Source organism: Sulfitobacter sp. SH22, assembly GCF_965641905.1.
Classification (GTDB): Bacteria; Pseudomonadota; Alphaproteobacteria; order Rhodobacterales; family Rhodobacteraceae; genus Sulfitobacter.
In genome coordinates this window covers 3,071,585-3,087,638 of sequence record NZ_OZ282573.1, presented here as the reverse complement: position 1 = coordinate 3,087,638, position 16,054 = coordinate 3,071,585, and the positions used below count along the sequence as shown (strand labels likewise).

General features: G+C 57.0%; 13 protein-coding genes and 1 pseudogene. 8 read left to right on the top strand and 6 right to left on the bottom strand.

The genetic code is table 11. The features are described 5' to 3' along the window. Positions 1-48 precede the first annotated feature (48 nt). The 7 genes from rpsT to ACSQ13_RS17090 all read left to right on the top strand — a co-directional run bounded on the left by rpsT (position 49) and on the right by ACSQ13_RS17090 (position 8,999). Positions 49-312: a 30S ribosomal protein S20 gene (rpsT, locus tag ACSQ13_RS17120; RefSeq protein ID WP_093916616.1), complete on the top strand. Its 264-nt coding sequence runs from the start codon at positions 49-51 to the stop codon at positions 310-312. Positions 313-835: 523 nt separating this feature from the next. Continuing rightward, complete coding sequence (gene dnaA / locus ACSQ13_RS17115) at positions 836-2,194, top strand: chromosomal replication initiator protein DnaA (protein ID WP_295513158.1); 1,359 nt, start codon at positions 836-838, stop codon at positions 2,192-2,194. 134 nt (positions 2,195-2,328) lie between these two features. Next, on the top strand, positions 2,329-3,447 hold the full coding sequence (gene dnaN / locus ACSQ13_RS17110) for a DNA polymerase III subunit beta (RefSeq protein ID WP_176248804.1): 1,119 nt from the start codon (positions 2,329-2,331) through the stop codon (positions 3,445-3,447). Positions 3,448-3,507: 60 nt separating this feature from the next. Next, on the top strand, positions 3,508-4,605 hold the full coding sequence (gene recF, locus ACSQ13_RS17105) for a DNA replication/repair protein RecF (RefSeq protein WP_295513159.1): 1,098 nt from the start codon (positions 3,508-3,510) through the stop codon (positions 4,603-4,605). Continuing rightward, the gene (locus tag ACSQ13_RS17100; protein ID WP_295513161.1) at positions 4,602-5,222 is read left to right on the top strand and encodes a LysE family translocator; all 621 of its coding nucleotides are present in this window, start codon (positions 4,602-4,604) and stop codon (positions 5,220-5,222) included. The genes recF and ACSQ13_RS17100 overlap by 4 nt, the downstream gene beginning before the upstream one ends. A gap of 78 nt (positions 5,223-5,300) precedes the next feature. Then, positions 5,301-7,715: a DNA topoisomerase (ATP-hydrolyzing) subunit B gene (gyrB, locus tag ACSQ13_RS17095; RefSeq protein ID WP_176248801.1), complete on the top strand. Its 2,415-nt coding sequence runs from the start codon at positions 5,301-5,303 to the stop codon at positions 7,713-7,715. A gap of 351 nt (positions 7,716-8,066) precedes the next feature. Then, complete coding sequence (locus ACSQ13_RS17090; RefSeq protein WP_435988115.1) at positions 8,067-8,999, top strand: IS5 family transposase; 933 nt, start codon at positions 8,067-8,069, stop codon at positions 8,997-8,999. Between the two features lie 30 nt (positions 9,000-9,029). Here the strand turns inward: ACSQ13_RS17090 and ACSQ13_RS17085 are convergent, their stop codons facing one another. Then, on the bottom strand, positions 9,030-10,313 hold the full coding sequence (locus ACSQ13_RS17085; RefSeq protein ID WP_295511930.1) for a T6SS phospholipase effector Tle1-like catalytic domain-containing protein: 1,284 nt from the start codon (positions 10,311-10,313) through the stop codon (positions 9,030-9,032). A gap of 321 nt (positions 10,314-10,634) precedes the next feature. Between ACSQ13_RS17085 and ACSQ13_RS17080 the strand changes: the two genes are divergently transcribed. After that, positions 10,635-11,018: an RNA 2'-phosphotransferase gene (locus ACSQ13_RS17080; protein WP_176251362.1), complete on the top strand. Its 384-nt coding sequence runs from the start codon at positions 10,635-10,637 to the stop codon at positions 11,016-11,018. A gap of 796 nt (positions 11,019-11,814) precedes the next feature. Here the strand turns inward: ACSQ13_RS17080 and ACSQ13_RS17075 are convergent. The 5 genes and pseudogenes from ACSQ13_RS17075 to ACSQ13_RS17055 form a co-directional block, all read right to left on the bottom strand. Continuing rightward, positions 11,815-12,044, bottom strand: a pseudogene (locus tag ACSQ13_RS17075) (integrase); the annotation flags it as partial. Between the two features lie 135 nt (positions 12,045-12,179). Continuing rightward, entirely contained in the window at positions 12,180-13,085 is a 906-nt protein-coding gene (locus tag ACSQ13_RS17070; protein WP_295511929.1) for an alpha/beta fold hydrolase, read from the bottom strand. A 55-nt stretch (positions 13,086-13,140) separates the two neighbouring features. Further along, entirely contained in the window at positions 13,141-14,160 is a 1,020-nt protein-coding gene (locus tag ACSQ13_RS17065) for a TRAP transporter substrate-binding protein (RefSeq protein WP_255200185.1), read from the bottom strand. Between the two features lie 32 nt (positions 14,161-14,192). Next, positions 14,193-15,500 (bottom strand): TRAP transporter large permease, encoded by a 1,308-nt coding sequence (locus ACSQ13_RS17060; protein WP_295511927.1) that lies wholly within the window; start codon positions 15,498-15,500, stop codon positions 14,193-14,195. Then, a complete protein-coding gene (locus tag ACSQ13_RS17055) occupies positions 15,500-16,018 on the bottom strand; it encodes a TRAP transporter small permease subunit (protein WP_295511925.1) in 519 nt (172 codons plus the stop codon). Before ACSQ13_RS17055 ends, ACSQ13_RS17060 begins: the two co-directional genes overlap by 1 nt. Positions 16,019-16,054: the final 36 nt, after the last annotated feature.

Here is a 16,054-nt window from a genome sequence, read left to right as displayed (position 1 = left end):
TGTCGCGTATTCGCAATTTGAACAGACCCAAGATGAAGGATGATCCTCATGGCAAATACACCACAGGCAAAAAAACGCGCCCGTCAAAACGAAGCACGTTTCCAGATCAACAAAGCACGTCGTTCGCGCATCCGCACGTTCCTGCGCAAAGTTGAAGAAGCCATCGAATCTGGCGACAAGGAAGCTTCGGTTGCGGCGCTTCGCGCTGCACAGCCAGAACTGATGCGTGGCGTTACAAAAGGTGTGTTCCATAAAAACACCGCTTCCCGGAAGATGTCGCGCCTTGCATCGCGCGTAAAAGCACTGGGCTGAATCGGGAACGTTTCACCTAAGCTGTTGAAAGAATAAGGCATCGCTTGGCGGTGCCTTTTTTATTTTCCGGGAAACACTTTTTACGAGATTAGATTCTTTTCCACCAATCCCTGAGTCAAGTTTGAAGATGTGTTGAAACGGCGCCTTTTACATTGCTAGAAGTGTTGAGCGCGATTCACTTCGCTTGGGGGGATGGGCCCGAACGGACCTTTGCATTTGCTAGAATGCTCTGATCCAGACGGGGATATTTTGGACACCTTGCTAGGGGTTTCCAATCATTCTGCAGATGTAGCTAACGGCACATTTGCCCTGTCTTTGATACTTCGAACGGTGCGTTCGACAGCAATGCTAGGCTTATTCTGCCTCAAGCATCCATGTCGGAATGAACCTTATAAAATATGTCCGAGGGACGTTTGACCGGTTTTCTGATGGGACCGGAACAATGGTCTTATGCCTTCTGACAAGAGTAACATTTGTATTCAACCGAAACGGGTTGAAGCAGACGATGGGGACAGTTGGTTAAATGATGCAGGCGCAGTGGGCAAATATCAGAAACCGTTTATTGAAAACGGTCGGGCAGAATAACTTTACCACATGGATCGACCCGCTTTCGCTGGGGGCCACCGAAGACGGCGTCAGCACGCTGTTCGTTCCGACGAATTTCTTCGGCAATTACGTCAGCCAGAATTTTGCTGATCTGATCTTGCACGAGATGCAGAACGAGAATGATGGAATCACGCGCCTGAAATTCACCGTTGGCGGCGCTGAAAGGCCCGCAGCACTCGAAGCCGCCAAAATCCCTGCCAGACCTGCACCCGTTCAAGCTGCTAACAGCAATCCGTTGAACACTGCCCCTTTGGATGCGCGTTTCAGCTTTGACAATTTCGTGGTCGGTAAGCCGAACGAATTGGCCCATGCCGCTGCCCGCCGTGTGGCCGAAGGTGGCCCCGTCACATTCAACCCGTTGTTCCTGTATGGTGGCGTTGGCCTTGGTAAAACCCACCTGATGCACGCGATCGCCCAAGAGCTGCACATCCGCAAGCCAGAGCTGAACGTGCTGTATCTGTCGGCAGAACAGTTCATGTACCGTTTCGTTCAGGCCCTGCGGGACCGCAAAATGATGGATTTCAAGGAAATCTTCCGGTCTGTTGATGTGCTGATGGTTGATGATGTCCAGTTCATTGCGGGCAAGGACAGCACTCAGGAAGAGTTCTTTCACACCTTCAACGCGCTGGTCGATCAAAACAAACAGATCATCATTTCCGCCGACCGCGCCCCCGGCGAGATCAAGGATCTCGAGGACCGCGTGAAATCACGCCTGCAATGTGGTTTGGTCGTTGACCTGCACCCGACCGACTATGAATTGCGTTTGGGCATCCTGCAAAGCAAGGTTGAAACCCAGCAGAAAAACTATCCGGGTCTGGAAGTCGAAGCTGGCGTTCTCGAATTTCTGGCGCACCGGATCACGACAAACGTGCGCGTACTAGAAGGGGCGTTGACCCGTCTGTTCGCATTTGCGTCGCTTGTGGGTCGTGAAATCAACATGGACCTGACCCAGGATTGTCTGGCCGATGTCCTGCGTGCCTCGGAGCGCAAGATCAGCATCGAAGAGATCCAGCGCAAGGTATCCGAACATTATAACATCCGTCTCAGTGACATGGTTGGCCCAAAGCGCCTGCGCAGCTATGCGCGCCCCCGTCAGGTGGCGATGTATCTGTCCAAAAAACTGACCAGCCGTTCCCTGCCTGAAATCGGTCGCCGTTTTGGCGGACGTGATCACACAACCGTCATGCACGGCGTGAAACGCATCGAAGAGCTCAAGCAAAGTGATGGCCAGATTGCCGAAGATCTGGAATTGCTGCGCCGCGCGTTGGAAGCATAATACCCATATCTATGACAGAACAGGTGCGAAGGCCTTGACGGGCCTTCGTTTCGCGCTGAAAAGTCAATAAAACTCTTGTGAATACACCGGTATCGGGTAGTTTGCCCTCCCGGACTGCCGGAATGGAGATGGATATGAAATTCAGCATCGAACGCGCCGCTCTGCTTAAAGCAGTGTCACAGGCTCAATCAGTCGTCGAGCGCCGGAATACCATTCCGATCCTTGCCAACGTGCTGATCGAAGCGGAAGGCAGCGATGCCTCGTTCCGCGCCACCGATCTGGACATCGAAGTCGTGGACAAGGCCCCCGCTCAGGTAGAGCGCGCAGGTGCTACCACCGTTTCCGCCACAACATTGCACGAAATCGTTCGCAAACTGCCCGATGGCGCGCTGATTACGCTGACATCCGACAGCGCCGCTGGCCGACTGACAGTCGAAGCGGGCCGCTCCAACTTCTCGCTGGCGACATTGCCGCGCGAAGATTTCCCCGTCATGGCGACGTCTGAATATCAATCGAACTTCAAGGCCCCCGCACCCGTGCTGCGCCGCCTGTTCGATAAGTCGAAATTCGCGATCTCGACCGAAGAAACACGGTACTATCTGAACGGTGTTTACATGCATATTTCGGAAAGCGACGGCAGCAAGGTTTTGCGCTGTGTTGCCACCGATGGCCACCGCCTGGCCCGCATTGATGCACCGATGCCCGATGGTGCGGCTGACATGCCAGGCGTGATTGTGCCGCGCAAGACCGTTGGCGAATTGCGCAAGCTGCTGGATGATGACGAGATGGAGATCGCCGTGTCGGTCTCCGAAACCAAGATCCGGTTTGCAACACCCGATATTACCCTGACCTCGAAAGTAATCGACGGCACCTTCCCAGATTACACCCGCGTGATTCCCCAAGGAAACACCCGCAGAATGGAAGTCGACGCCAGCGATTTTGCTCGCGCCGTTGACCGTGTGGCGACCGTCAGCTCTGAACGGTCCCGTGCCGTTAAACTGCAACTGGACGAAGACCGCTTGATTCTTTCCGTGAATGCGCCCGACAGCGGTGCAGCCGAGGAAGAACTGGTTGTGGCCTATGCGGATGAACGTCTGGAAATCGGTTTTAACGCAAAATACCTGCTTGAGATCGCAAGCCAGGTAGACCGCGAAAACGCTGTGTTCCTGTTCAACTCATCCGGTGATCCGACATTGATGCGGGAAGGCAATGACATGTCTGCCGTCTATGTCGTAATGCCAATGCGTGTGTAACGCGCCGGAATTTTTCAAAAATTCCGGCCCGTTTTCTTTGAAAGAAAACGGCGCTGAACGATGACACAGCTTTTTATCTCTAATCTGACGCTGTCGCATTTCAGGTCACACAAGCGGGCTGTGATCGAAACTGATGCGCGCTCCGTTGCGATACACGGCCCCAATGGTGCGGGGAAAACCAACATCCTCGAGGCTGTCTCGCTCCTTTCGCCCGGCCGTGGCCTGCGTCGTGCCAGCGCCATGGACATGACGCGCCGGCCCGAGGCGCTTGGCTGGAAGCTGACCGCAATCGTGCATTCGCTCGGTCAGGTGCACGAAATCGAAACCTGGTCCGAAAACGGTGCCGCACGGCAAGTCCGCATCGACGGCAAGGCGACCCCTCAGACCGGGCTTGGGCGTATCGCGCGCGTGCTCTGGCTCATTCCGTCAATGGACCGTTTGTGGATCGAAGGAGCCGATGGCCGCCGACGTTTCCTTGACCGGATGACGCTCAGCTTTCTGCCCGATCACGCGGAACAGTCCCTCGCCTATGAAAAAGCGATGCGCGAACGCAATCGCTTGCTCAAGGACATGGTCCGCGAGCCGTCTTGGTACATTGCCCTAGAACAGCAACTGGCCGAAGCCGGGGCCGCCATCCACGCCAACCGGCTGGCAGCACTTGAGGCCATTACCGAAGCACAGGATCAGGCCGAGACAGCATTTCCGACAGCCACCCTAAAGCTTGTGTGCGACATGCCCGCATCTGCGCAGGATTTACGCGCAGCACTTGCCGACAACCGGATGCGCGATCTGGCGGCAGGGCGGACATTGATCGGCCCGCACCGCGCCGATCTCGAAGCGGTCTATGCTGCCAAAGATGTGGCCGCACGGGACTGCTCCACAGGCGAGCAAAAGGCGCTGCTTGTGTCGCTGATCCTTGCCAATGCCCGGGCATTGGCCGCTGATTTCGGGGCACCGCCTTTGCTTTTGCTGGATGAAGTCGCCGCCCATCTGGATGCAAGCCGGCGTGCCGCGCTTTATGATGAAATCACGGCCCTTGGCGCACAGGCGTGGATGACCGGAACGGGGGCAGAATTATTTGACACCCTCAACGCGCGGGCTCAAACCCTCGAGGTCACTGAGACAGACGGCGTTTCGGAAGTAAGGATGCTGCCATGACAATCGCTTTGCCTGACCTGCTGCTGTATTGCGGGGCCTTGGTCATCCTTTTCCTGACGCCCGGCCCGGTCTGGCTTGCCATCATGGCCCGCGCCTTGTCCGGCGGGTTCAAATCCGCCTGGCCGCTTGCCTTGGGTGTTTCCGTCGGCGACATGGTCTGGCCATTGGTTGCCGTGCTGGGCATCAGCTGGATCTTGTCTGTTTTTGACGTTTTCATGCTGGGCATGCGATGGATCGCCTGCGGGGTGTTTCTGGTCATGGGCGCGTTGCTGATTCGGCATGCGGGTGACAAGATTGACCGCGACAGCCGCCTGACCAAACCCGGCGCATGGTCAGGGTTTGCAGCCGGATTGCTGGCGATCTTGGGAAATCCAAAGGCGGTTCTGTTCTATATGGGCGTCTTGCCCGGCTTCTTTGACCTGCGCACAGTCACTTGGCCGGACGTCGTGGCAATCATCCTTGTGTCGGTTGCCATCCCGCTGATTGGCAACCTCGTGATCGCGGCCTTTGTGGGCAAGATGCGCACCCTGATGACCAATCCTGCGACCCTAAAACGGATCAATATCGTGGCCGGAAGCCTGCTTATTCTGGTGGGGCTGTTGATCCCCTTCCTCTGACACAAAATCTTGTGCCAAAGACGTGACAGTAGCGGCGAAAACGCCTATAAAATGGGTAACAAAAGAAGGTTTCCCAAAATGTCCGACAAAGAGCAGATCACTGAGGAATACGGCGCTGATTCTATCAAAGTTCTCAAAGGGTTAGAAGCTGTACGCAAGCGTCCCGGTATGTACATCGGCGACACTGATGATGGGTCTGGTCTGCACCATATGGTCTATGAGGTGGTTGATAACGGTATCGATGAAGCCTTGGCTGGTCACGCCGACGCTGTGAACGTGACAATTCACGAAGACAGCTCCGTTTCGGTCAGCGACAACGGGCGTGGCATTCCCGTGGGGATTCACCAGGAAGAAGGCGTTTCCGCAGCCGAGGTTATCATGACCCAGTTGCACGCTGGCGGTAAATTCGACAGCAATTCTTACAAGGTTTCCGGTGGTCTGCACGGCGTTGGCGTTTCGGTTGTGAACGCCCTGTCCGATTGGCTGGAACTGCGTATCTGGCGCGAAGGCAAGGAACACGTTGCCCGCTTCGAAGGCGGCTTTACCAAAGAACACCTGTCGGTTGTCGGCCCGACAGATCGCACCGGTACCGAAGTCCGTTTCATGGCCTCGACCAATACATTCTCGAACCTCGAATACAGCTTTGAGACGCTGGAAAAGCGCTTGCGCGAACTGGCGTTTCTGAACTCGGGTGTGCGGATCATCCTGACGGACGAACGCCCCGCCGAGCCCCTGCGCAGCGAACTGTTTTATGAAGGTGGTGTTAAGGAGTTCGTTAAATACCTCGACCGCTCCAAGTCGCCCGTCATGCCGGAACCGATCTTCATCACCGGAGAGAAAGACGACATCGGCGTTGAAGTCGCCATGTGGTGGAACGACAGCTATCACGAAAATGTCCTGCCCTTTACCAACAACATCCCGCAGCGCGACGGCGGAACGCATATGGCCGGTTTCCGCGGTGCGTTGACCCGCACGATCAACAACTACGCGCAAGCCTCGGGCATCGCCAAAAAGGAAAAAATCACCTTTACCGGCGATGATGCCCGCGAGGGGCTGACATGTGTTTTGTCTGTCAAAGTGCCCGATCCAAAATTCAGTTCGCAAACCAAAGACAAGCTGGTCAGCTCCGAAGTTCGCCCCGCCGTTGAAGGTCTGGTGAACGAGAAACTGTCAGAGTGGTTCGAAGAGAACCCCCAAGTCGCGAAAATGGTGGTCAGCAAGATCATCGAGGCCGCCCATGCCCGCGAAGCTGCGCGCAAAGCCCGCGATCTGACCCGCCGTAAAACCGCGATGGACGTGAATTTTTTGGCAGGCAAGCTCAAGGATTGCTCCGAGAAAGACCCGTCAAAGACCGAATTGTTCCTGGTGGAGGGTGATTCCGCTGGTGGATCTGCGCAAACCGGACGTGACCGTCAAACCCAGGCGATTCTGCCGCTGAAGGGTAAGATTCTGAACGTCGAACGTGCACGGTTTGACCGGATGCTTGGCTCTCAGGAAATCGGCAACCTTGTTATGGCCCTGGGCACAGGCATTGGCCGCGACGAATTCAACATTGCCAAGCTGCGCTATCATAAGATCGTCATCATGACCGATGCTGACGTCGACGGGGCGCATATCCGGACATTGTTGCTGACGTTCTTCTATCGCCAGATGCCGCAACTTATTGAAAACGGTCATCTTTATATTGCCCAACCGCCCCTTTACAAAGTGTCGCGCGGCAAGTCCGAAGTGTACCTGAAAGACCAGGCCGCGATGGAGGATTACCTGATCCAGCAAGGCATTGACGGCGCGATGCTGCGGCAGGGCAATGGCGAGGAAATCACAGGTCAGGATCTGGCACGCGTTGTCGATCTGGCCCGCCAAATGCGTCGGGTGCTCGAGGCATTTCCAACGCATTATCCCCGCCACATTCTGGAACAAGCCGCGATTGCGGGTGCTTTCGTGCCCGGCGCGGTCGATGCTGACCTGCAAGGTGTGGCCGACAAGGTTGCTGAACGCTTGAACCTGATCGCGCTGGAATGGGAACGCGGCTGGCAAGGCCGCATTACCCAAGATCACGGCGTCCGCCTGGCCCGTATCCTGCGCGGCGTGGAGGAAGTAAGAACCCTCGACGGCAGATTGCTCCGCTCCGGCGAGGCAAAGCGTTCGGGTGGATTTACCCAGCACCTGCAAGACGTCTATAACCTGCCCGCAAAACTGGTCCGAAAAGACCGGTCGCAGATGATCTACGGGCCGATGGATCTGCTTGATGCGATCCTTGCCGAAGGTGAAAAAGGCCTGTCATTGCAGCGCTACAAAGGTTTGGGAGAGATGAACCCCGACCAGCTGTGGGAAACAACGCTCGACCCGGATGCCCGCACCTTGCTGCGGGTCCGCGTCGAGGACATGGCCGAAGCGGATGACCTGTTTACCAAACTGATGGGTGATGTGGTCGAACCGCGTCGAGAGTTCATCCAACAGAACGCTCTGAACGTTGAAAACCTCGACTTTTAAATAGGTGTAGGGATGCGGATAATGCTGCATCCACCCCATAAGTCTGCACTACAAGCGAGTACTATTGCACGATATTCCACTCTTGCATGAAGCTTTAAAAATAAAACAACTTAAAGGTGTGCTTTGACTGTAGGCTTAGTCAAGGTCAGGGTCTTTAGGACCGCTCGTATTCCTCGAAATGAGGGGCGGAAAGCTGACCTCCGCTGCAGCGGCGCTGTGGATTGGATGCATCATGGAAAGCGGACATTGAATCAAAACACGCTTTGGAGAAGCGTAGCTTGCTCCGGGGCTTTGTTGCACAAATCCTCGGATGGGATTCACTGTATGAATCCAGCGTGATAACTGGAAGGCATGAGCAGTTGGACCCCTACCAAATATAAGACCACGAATTGGTCATCCTACAATGACAGCTTGAAGCAACGTGGATCGTTGTCGATCTGGTTTGATCCAGAGATGGTTTGGACGCCGCCGCCAAGCGGCAAGCGCGGTCGGCAGCAACAATTCAGTGACGCCGCCATTCAGACCTGCTTGACGCTGAAAGTCCTGTTTGGCCTGCCGCTTCGACAGACAACTGGGTTCGTCCAGAGCCTGCTGCGACTGGTCGGGCTGGATTGGGCCGCGCCGGATTTCAGCACCTTATGTCGACGTCAGAAAACACTGAACGTGAGCTTGCCGTATCGCGGGTCCAAAGGACCGCTGAACCTGCTCATCGACAGCACCGGTATCAAAGCCGAAGGAGAGGGCGAATGGAATGCCCGTAAGCATGGTGTCTCCAAACGACGCATCTGGCGCAAGATTCATATTGGAATCGATGAGGAAACACTGGAGGTTCGGACGGTTGAGGTCACCAGCAGCAACGTCGGAGACGCTCCCATTCTGCCCGAACTTCTGAACCAAATCCCGCCCGATCAAGACATCGGCAGCGTCACCGCAGATGGGGCGTATGACACGCGTAAATGCCACGAGGCGATTGCCGCCAGAGAGGCCCATGCAGTGATCCCGCCACGCAAGAATGCCAAGCCCTGGAAACCGACGAGCGCCGGAGCTATTGCCCGAAATGACGCGGTCAGTGCGCAGCGATACTTGGGTCGCACTCTGTGGCGACGCTGGAGTGGATACCATCGCCGAAGCCGCGTCGAAACGAAGATGCATTGTATAAAACTACTCGGCCAATCGCTAATGGCCAGGGACTTCGAAAGGCAGGTCGCGGAAATCCAAGTCCGTATCGCCGTCCTCAACCGCTACACCGCTCTTGGCATACCCATCACTGAGCCTGTAAGCTAAGTCCGTCTGGGGGAAGGGGAAAAACGTCCTTCACCCGATTTGTGCAACAAAGCCCTTTACTGGGCCAATCTTGAACATGAAGGTCTCTTCGTGCTGCATGCCCTTATGATCAGGAGAAAGGTAGAGCATGTCCGCGTTCACCTGAATCTCAGGGACGCACTCGCGTAGCTCATCGAGCATCCATTCTAAGGCAATATCGCTCAGCCGCGATTCTGGCTCGAGATAACTTCCTCCGACATCGCTGTGGCAACCTGCAAACCAAACCTGTTTCAACCAAACTGGATCTCGCCCCTCAGTTTTCTTCTCCTCTGCCGGCATTGCCCATTTGACACGCGGAAAATCGCGGCGATGTTCATCAATAGACAGAGCATGGCGCGCAAACTGTACATCGGAATCCAGCCATCTATCGTAGTTTTGGCGGTTCCACATGGCACGATGACCATATTTCCAAATTTCCGGCCAGTCCCGTATTCGAGAGATTCTGAGGGGCCTATTTTCATTGGGGGAGAAATATTTCCATTGGGACCAGCGGAGTCGGCCATACCAATATGAAACTGGGACCAACGGAATTGCAGACCATATCCAAGCATACCAAGGAAGGTCCAGCATCATCATGACAATGGTCGCGGTCAAAAGAACCGCGACAACCACTGCAGTAATGACGCCCACGATAGCACTTCCAAGAGCAGCCACTGTATCAAATACACCGACGAATGTCGGCTGGACATTGCCTTGCACATCTACCTGTGCCCCGGGCACGAAGCTTCGGTATTTTTTTCGAAACCGCCGCCCGAGTTCTTCGCGCCTCTCGTAGTAGGGTTGGAGCCCCCTGGGGAAACCGTTGCCATGGTTATAGACGAAGTTGACCGCGTCGCTTGCAATCTTGCGAAGTCTCGGTCCGTGCAGCGGAACGGCAGATCCGTCCGGCATTTGTGTTGGAACACCACAGAGGTTCATCACATTCGTGACTGCACGCACTGTGTATGCGCCTCTCGAAAAGCCGAAAAGAAGTATTCGGTCGCCAGGCTCGTAATATGAAATGATCTTCTCGTAGCAGTCGATAACATTCTCATCGATCCCTGTGCCCACGGCAGCGGAAAGAGTGTTCCGAATGCGCTTGAGCGTCAGCCCACCCACTTCTCCTGCACCAAGGCCCGGATCGTAATAGCAGACCTGTTCCTCCGGACGGATTGGAGAAGAGGGGCCAGGACGCATTGCCCGATACATTTTATAGATATTAGACAAGCGTTGATCTGGATGCAGGCCGCCAACTTGACCAGTTCCGTCCGAGAATATCAGAATGTTCTTTGCCATATTCTCAGACCCCTTTTTAGAATATTCGTATCAGTATTCAATGCGCTAATTAGATAGCCGATCATTACTGGCCTACAGTTTCGTACGCAAAACTAAAACGTTTATTTTCAGCATCACTTAAACCATCATGATCTATATCGCCTATTAAAAACGGATTAGCGATGGGTCGAGATTGCAAATTCCTTTGCATGGTACTTCGGGCACGGCCCTGAAAAGATCGGCGCGACGCAAGCGGCTGGATATTAATCGAGGACTTGCGACGCCTGCTCGAACGCGTGGGCCGGACGATATCGCGGCAACAAATGGAGAACATCGTGGAGACTGACGACAAACGTCGTTTCACGATCTCTGAAGGATGCACTGCAAATTAGAGCTGCGCAGGGCCATTCCATAGACACCGACCTGGGCCTACAGCCGCTCGAACCCCCTACATGGCTTTGCCACGGTACGGCTCAGGACAATCTTGGTCTTCTGTTCAAAGACGGGCGCAGGCCACTTAGACGCAATCCTGTGCACTTGTCTTCATATCCGATCACTGCCTCAGTTGCTGGCAGCAGAAATGGCAAGCCAGTCGTTCTACGTGTTGCTGCCCAAGAGATGTTTGAAGCAACTGATCAGTTATTCATGATCGACAATGATGTTCGGCTGGCTGGTCACGTTCCGCCGTCAATTCTGGCATTTGGGGGAATCGAGAGCGGAAGTTGATTACATCCAGGTGCGCTTCAAGCTCAAATTTCCAGAATTTTTCCTTTCAATTTTGACTTCTATACACTTCCCAGATTTAAGGGGGTTGGTTCGTTTCATTGCTATCAGAAACAGATTTCACAAAAATATGCGTAGCTAAATACGAAAATTATTGCGCAAACTCCATGAAATATTTCGCGCTACTTTCGGGAATTTTTTCTTTTCAAATCAATGAAAGATGCAAGCCGTTACCTGCGCGTCAACAATAGGTGTATTCGCGCCATAAGTTTTCACAATTTGCGCAAAGGTTTTCGCGCGCTCAAGATTATGGTGTCTTAGATATGGATCAGCGTTAGTTCGCGGGAAACGTAATACGCCAGCCTATTTTGGTGGGTCCGCCTTAGAAGAGAGCGGGCCCCAAGCCGTTGCTTGGTTGTATTGACGGACATTCGCGACATTGGGGCGGGAAGCGCGTCTCGCAATTTGCACCACCTTGTTGGACCATGCGCGATGGCAGTATGCGCCGACGTATCGACACCATGCTTGGCGCTTCCTGCTCGGCTAATGCACCAATTTGCCGGGTGAAGGAGAGGTGACGCCGACATTGGAAATGGGCAGGTTGTAGTACCTTGCCAGTTCGGAAAGACAAAGGGCCGGTTCGGGGAAATGTGCTATGCCACTGGGGTCTCGGGCATATGTCTATCCCACGGTTCTACGCAGCAGTCGCATCCTGCTGGAAAGACCGCACACTGTAGGTTCACCCTCAGCCGGATGTGGCCGTTGCAGCGAATGGCCGGCCTCGCGGGCCGCGCCGCTGCAAGAGCTGAACGGCGCGCAGGTTGCCCGCCTTTCTTGTATATCTGGGTGGCCTTTGTCCGCCGCATTCAATGCGCACCATAAGCCGTCACTACCAACCCGATCCCTGATAACCCGACCGTTTTGGCGCGGTGAGGTGTCAAGGCGCTCGTGAAAACGTCTGGGCCAGAGATATTCGGGCCCAACCATCAGCGGGTCTTCCCTCCACTTCGCAAAGGAGCCGCGGGTGCCCGGTTGATCACGATAGGGCCAATCGGAAGCTGTCGGGTGGAAGGTCGCCATCCTCAACGGCCGCTTGCGCCACTCTTGTTGCGCTTCAGGGGCTCGGGGCGATCAAGGTCTGCGTCATGCCTTTTTCCGTGCAGATCAGAGGGCCAGCGCGAGGTCGAGGATTTCGTGCGCATTCCTGTCACACATCAGCATGTGGCTGTTGCCGGTGCCGATATCTGGTGCCTCGATAAACGCAACGCTGTCACCTGACGCCAGTGCGCGCCAGGCGGCGCGGCGTGCGATCCAGGCTTGATCCGCCTCCAGATAGTCTCCGGCAAGGATGCGGGTCGGCGTGCCGTGCAATTCGGTAGGATCTTCGGGATAGCCCGATGGCTCGAGCGCGATGATCGCGGCAAACCCGGACGGGTTGCGGCGATGCGCGTCAAACGCAATCTCGGCCCCTTGGCTGTGGCAGATTACGGTGGCGGGGCCGGTGCGGTCCAGAACAGCCAGCAGGGCATCGGTCTGCACGCCCGAGGTGGTCAACCAACGCGGCACGAACCAGCGGGCGAAGCTGTCGAACTGCGCCACAGGAAATTGCTGCCCTTCAAACGGCGTGCGGGACGTGAACCCCTCGCGCCGGCCGATGCGGAACAGGGTCCAGGCCTCCTCCATACTGCGCAACAACGGCTCACCTTGCCAATGACCTGGGGCAAAGCCCGCGCGGCCACGTTCTGCGTTGTCGACCACATGCACCTCGTAGCCCTGCGCCAGCAACAGCTGCAGCCAGCCGGGGCGACCGTCCGGGGTCTTGTCCCAGCAACTGCCGGACATGCCACCGCCGTGCAGCAGCACCACCGGCGGCGCATCATTGCGGGCTTGGGGGATGAAATACTGCACATAGGCGTGTTCGATGGCGAAATGGCCGCGCGGGTCGACCTCGAGCGACGCGGTGCGGGTGAAATTCACCTGACGCGGCGTCCCCGTGGTGACCTCTGCGATACGCCCGCCCGCGGTATAAGACCCGAAATCGCGCAAAAGATAAGGTGGAGTCTGGGACACTGAAACCCTCCGGTTCTGTCCCTGCGGCACGCGCGCGCCGCAGGGGTCGTTGGGGTCAGTTCAGGTCCGACAAGGCCTGATACTCGTTGTAGCTGGCGGCATAGGCGCGGTAGCTGTCGATGACCCGCTTGAACATCGCGTTCTTGGCGGATTCCTCGGCATAGACCTCGTCCGCAGCCTTGCGAAGCGCGTCCAAAACGCTGTCAGGGAACCGCTGCACATTCACGCCATTGGCGCGGAACTCCTCCAGCGCCTCGCCTTGGGCACCGGCGGCGACGCCCATGGCGTAAAGGTCCGCATCGGCGCAGGACACTTCGATCGCGGTGCGCTGCGCGTCGGTCAGCGCCTCCCACTTGTCCTTGTTCATGTAGAATTCGATGAAACCGGCGGGCTGATGCCAGCCGGGGAAGTAATAGTTCTTGGCCACGGCATCAAAGCCCATCAGCTTGTCGACCAGCGGAAAGCTGAGCTCGGTCGCGTCCAGCCGACCGGTTTCCAGCGAGGTCGAGATTTCGCCCGCAGGCAGGCTCATGGCGTTGGCACCCAGCTTGCCCAGGATCGTGCCCCCCAGGCCGCCGATGCGGATGTTCAGGCCCTGGATGTCCTCGGGGGTGTTGATTTCCCTCGTGTACCAGCCGCCCGCCTCGGACAGGATCACCCCGCAGGCCATGGGGACAAGGTTGTAGGGCGCGTAAATTTCGCGCCAAAGCTCCAGCCCGCCACCATGGTTCAGCCAACTGATATAGGACAGCGGATCACCGCCAAAAGGCACCGAGCCGAACAGCGCCGCCGCCGGTTCCTTGCCCGCCGCATAGGCCGCAAAGGACCAGCCCGCGTCGATCGCACCCGCGCTGACGTTGTCGAATATCTCGCCCGGAGGCGACAGTTCCCCCGCGAGAAGGTAGTCGAAGGCAACCTCGCCGCCGGTCAGGGTTCCTACATTCTGGACAAAGCGTTTCGCCGTCGGGTCCAGTACGGGCAGGCCGGGAAAGGCGCTTTGCAATGTATATTTGTCCGCCACCGCAGCGGTGGCCGTCAGGGCCGCCAGCGCGGCCATCAGCATTGTCTTTTTCATGAGGTTCCTCCCTTTCATGATGGTCATTTTGGTCATGATGTGAACCCGGTGATCAGCCGGGGAAATAGGATCAGCAGCACCAGCACCAGCACTTGCAAACCGATGAAGGGCAGCACGCCGCGATAGATCTGCGGGGTCGTCAGCGCGTTTCCTGCCGCCCCGCGCAGGTAGAACAGCGAAAAGCCGAACGGCGGGGTCAGAAACGAGGTCTGCAGGTTGACTGCCACGAGGATGCCGAACCAGATTTTTGTGTCCTGCCCGGCCAGCCCGTTGCCGAAATCAAGGCCCGCCACCACGGGGGCAAAGATCGGCAGCAGGATCAGCGTGATTTCCAACCAGTCCAGCACAAAGCCGAGAACGAAGATGGCCACCATGACCACCGCCAGAACCGTATAGGGGTCGGTGCCAAAGGCGGTGATCGCCGCCGATACCATGTCATCGCCGCCGATGCCCTTGAACACCGCAGAAAAGCATGTCGCCCCGATCATCACGAACAGCACCAGCGCCGTGGTGACGACAGTCTGGCGCGCGGCATTCATCAGCATATTGGTGCTGAACTTGCCATAGATCACGGTGATCAGCAGCGCGCCGAAGGCACCCAACCCACTGGCCTCGGTCGGGGTGGCCAGGCCCGCGACGATGGAGCCGAGGACCGTGATCACCAGCGCCAGCAACGGCCCGAGATCGAACAGCAAGCGCAAGGGCGAGGGGCGGTCGCTGCGCGGCAGGGCGGGCAGCCCGCGTGCTTTCCAGATCACGAAGGCACCGTAAACCGTCACCAGCAGCAGCCCCGGCCCCATGGCTCCGGCGAACATCTGAGGCACCGGGGTCTGCAACTGGTCACCCAACACGATCAGCATGATCGAGGGCGGGATCAGGATCGCCAGCGTGCCGGAGGCCGCGATCAGCCCCGCCGAGGTGGGCTTGTCGAACCCCGCCTCCTGCAACCTTGGCAGTGCCAGCATCGCCAGCAGCACGACCGAAGCGCCCACGATTCCCGAAGAAGCCGCCAGCAATACGCCGATCACCAGCACCGAAATGCCCATGCCCGCGGCGCTGCCGCCCAAGGCGCGCTGCGCCGCACGCAGAGACCGTTCCGCGGCGCCGGACATTTCCAGGATCAGCCCCATGAAAATGAACATCGGGATCGCCACCAGCAGCCAGTTCGACAGGACGTTGGCGTAAATCCGGCTGACCAGCAGGTTGAAAAACGCGGTGGGCAGATCAGACACAAGGATGAACAGCGCGGCCGATCCCGCCAGCACCATGCCGACGCGGTATCCGGCCATGATCCCCGCAAGCGTCAGGGCGGCCATGGCAAGCGGAAGCACCATGTCCATCAGCGCACACCCCGCAGCAAGCGCCAGGTTTCCACCAGCACAGCCACCGCCAGCAGCGCCAGTCCGAGCGGCAACATCGCCTTTATCAGCCACAGGTCGGCCAGTCCGCCGTTGCTTGACCCTTCGTCGGCGCGCCAGGCCCGCGCGGTGAAGTTCCACGCGGCGGGCAGCGCCATCGCCAGAAAGGGCGCGGCAAAAAGCAGGTTTCCGGCCAGATTGATCCGCGTCTGCGTGCGCGAGCCAAGGGTCTGGTACAGGAAATCGACACGTACATGACTGTCTGTCAGCCAAACCAGCCCGGCCGGCAAAAGCCCGGTGATGACCAGCAGGTGCCATTGCAGATCCAGCAGCGAATTCAACGTGATCGCAGTGCCCACCAGTGCCCAAGCGCGGTCGAACGCAACCACCGGATTCACGTCGAGCGCACTGCAGGCCACCTGCACCACGATGACGCCCATCATGCCCACCATGCATGCGCCAAGCGCGGTCAGGGACAGGCGCTCCAGCGTCTTGCCCATGTGTCTCTCCTCCCAGTTAGTTCCACATGGAACAAT

What these genes read in the sequence shown, in the direction of transcription:
- rpsT (WP_093916616.1), top strand. Translation starts at nt 49, where the DNA reads ATGGCAAATACACCACAGGCAAAAAAACGCGCCCGTCAAAACGAAGCA.
- dnaA (WP_295513158.1), top strand. Translation starts at nt 836, where the DNA reads ATGATGCAGGCGCAGTGGGCAAATATCAGAAACCGTTTATTGAAAACG.
- dnaN (WP_176248804.1), top strand. Translation starts at nt 2,329, where the DNA reads ATGAAATTCAGCATCGAACGCGCCGCTCTGCTTAAAGCAGTGTCACAG.
- recF (WP_295513159.1), top strand. Translation starts at nt 3,508, where the DNA reads ATGACACAGCTTTTTATCTCTAATCTGACGCTGTCGCATTTCAGGTCA.
- ACSQ13_RS17100 (WP_295513161.1), top strand. Translation starts at nt 4,602, where the DNA reads ATGACAATCGCTTTGCCTGACCTGCTGCTGTATTGCGGGGCCTTGGTC.
- gyrB (WP_176248801.1), top strand. Translation starts at nt 5,301, where the DNA reads ATGTCCGACAAAGAGCAGATCACTGAGGAATACGGCGCTGATTCTATC.
- ACSQ13_RS17090 (WP_435988115.1), top strand. Translation starts at nt 8,067, where the DNA reads ATGAGCAGTTGGACCCCTACCAAATATAAGACCACGAATTGGTCATCC.
- ACSQ13_RS17085 (WP_295511930.1), bottom strand. Translation starts at nt 10,313, where the DNA reads ATGGCAAAGAACATTCTGATATTCTCGGACGGAACTGGTCAAGTTGGC.
- ACSQ13_RS17065 (WP_255200185.1), bottom strand. Translation starts at nt 14,160, where the DNA reads ATGAAAAAGACAATGCTGATGGCCGCGCTGGCGGCCCTGACGGCCACC.
- ACSQ13_RS17060 (WP_295511927.1), bottom strand. Translation starts at nt 15,500, where the DNA reads ATGGACATGGTGCTTCCGCTTGCCATGGCCGCCCTGACGCTTGCGGGG.
- ACSQ13_RS17055 (WP_295511925.1), bottom strand. Translation starts at nt 16,018, where the DNA reads ATGGGCAAGACGCTGGAGCGCCTGTCCCTGACCGCGCTTGGCGCATGC.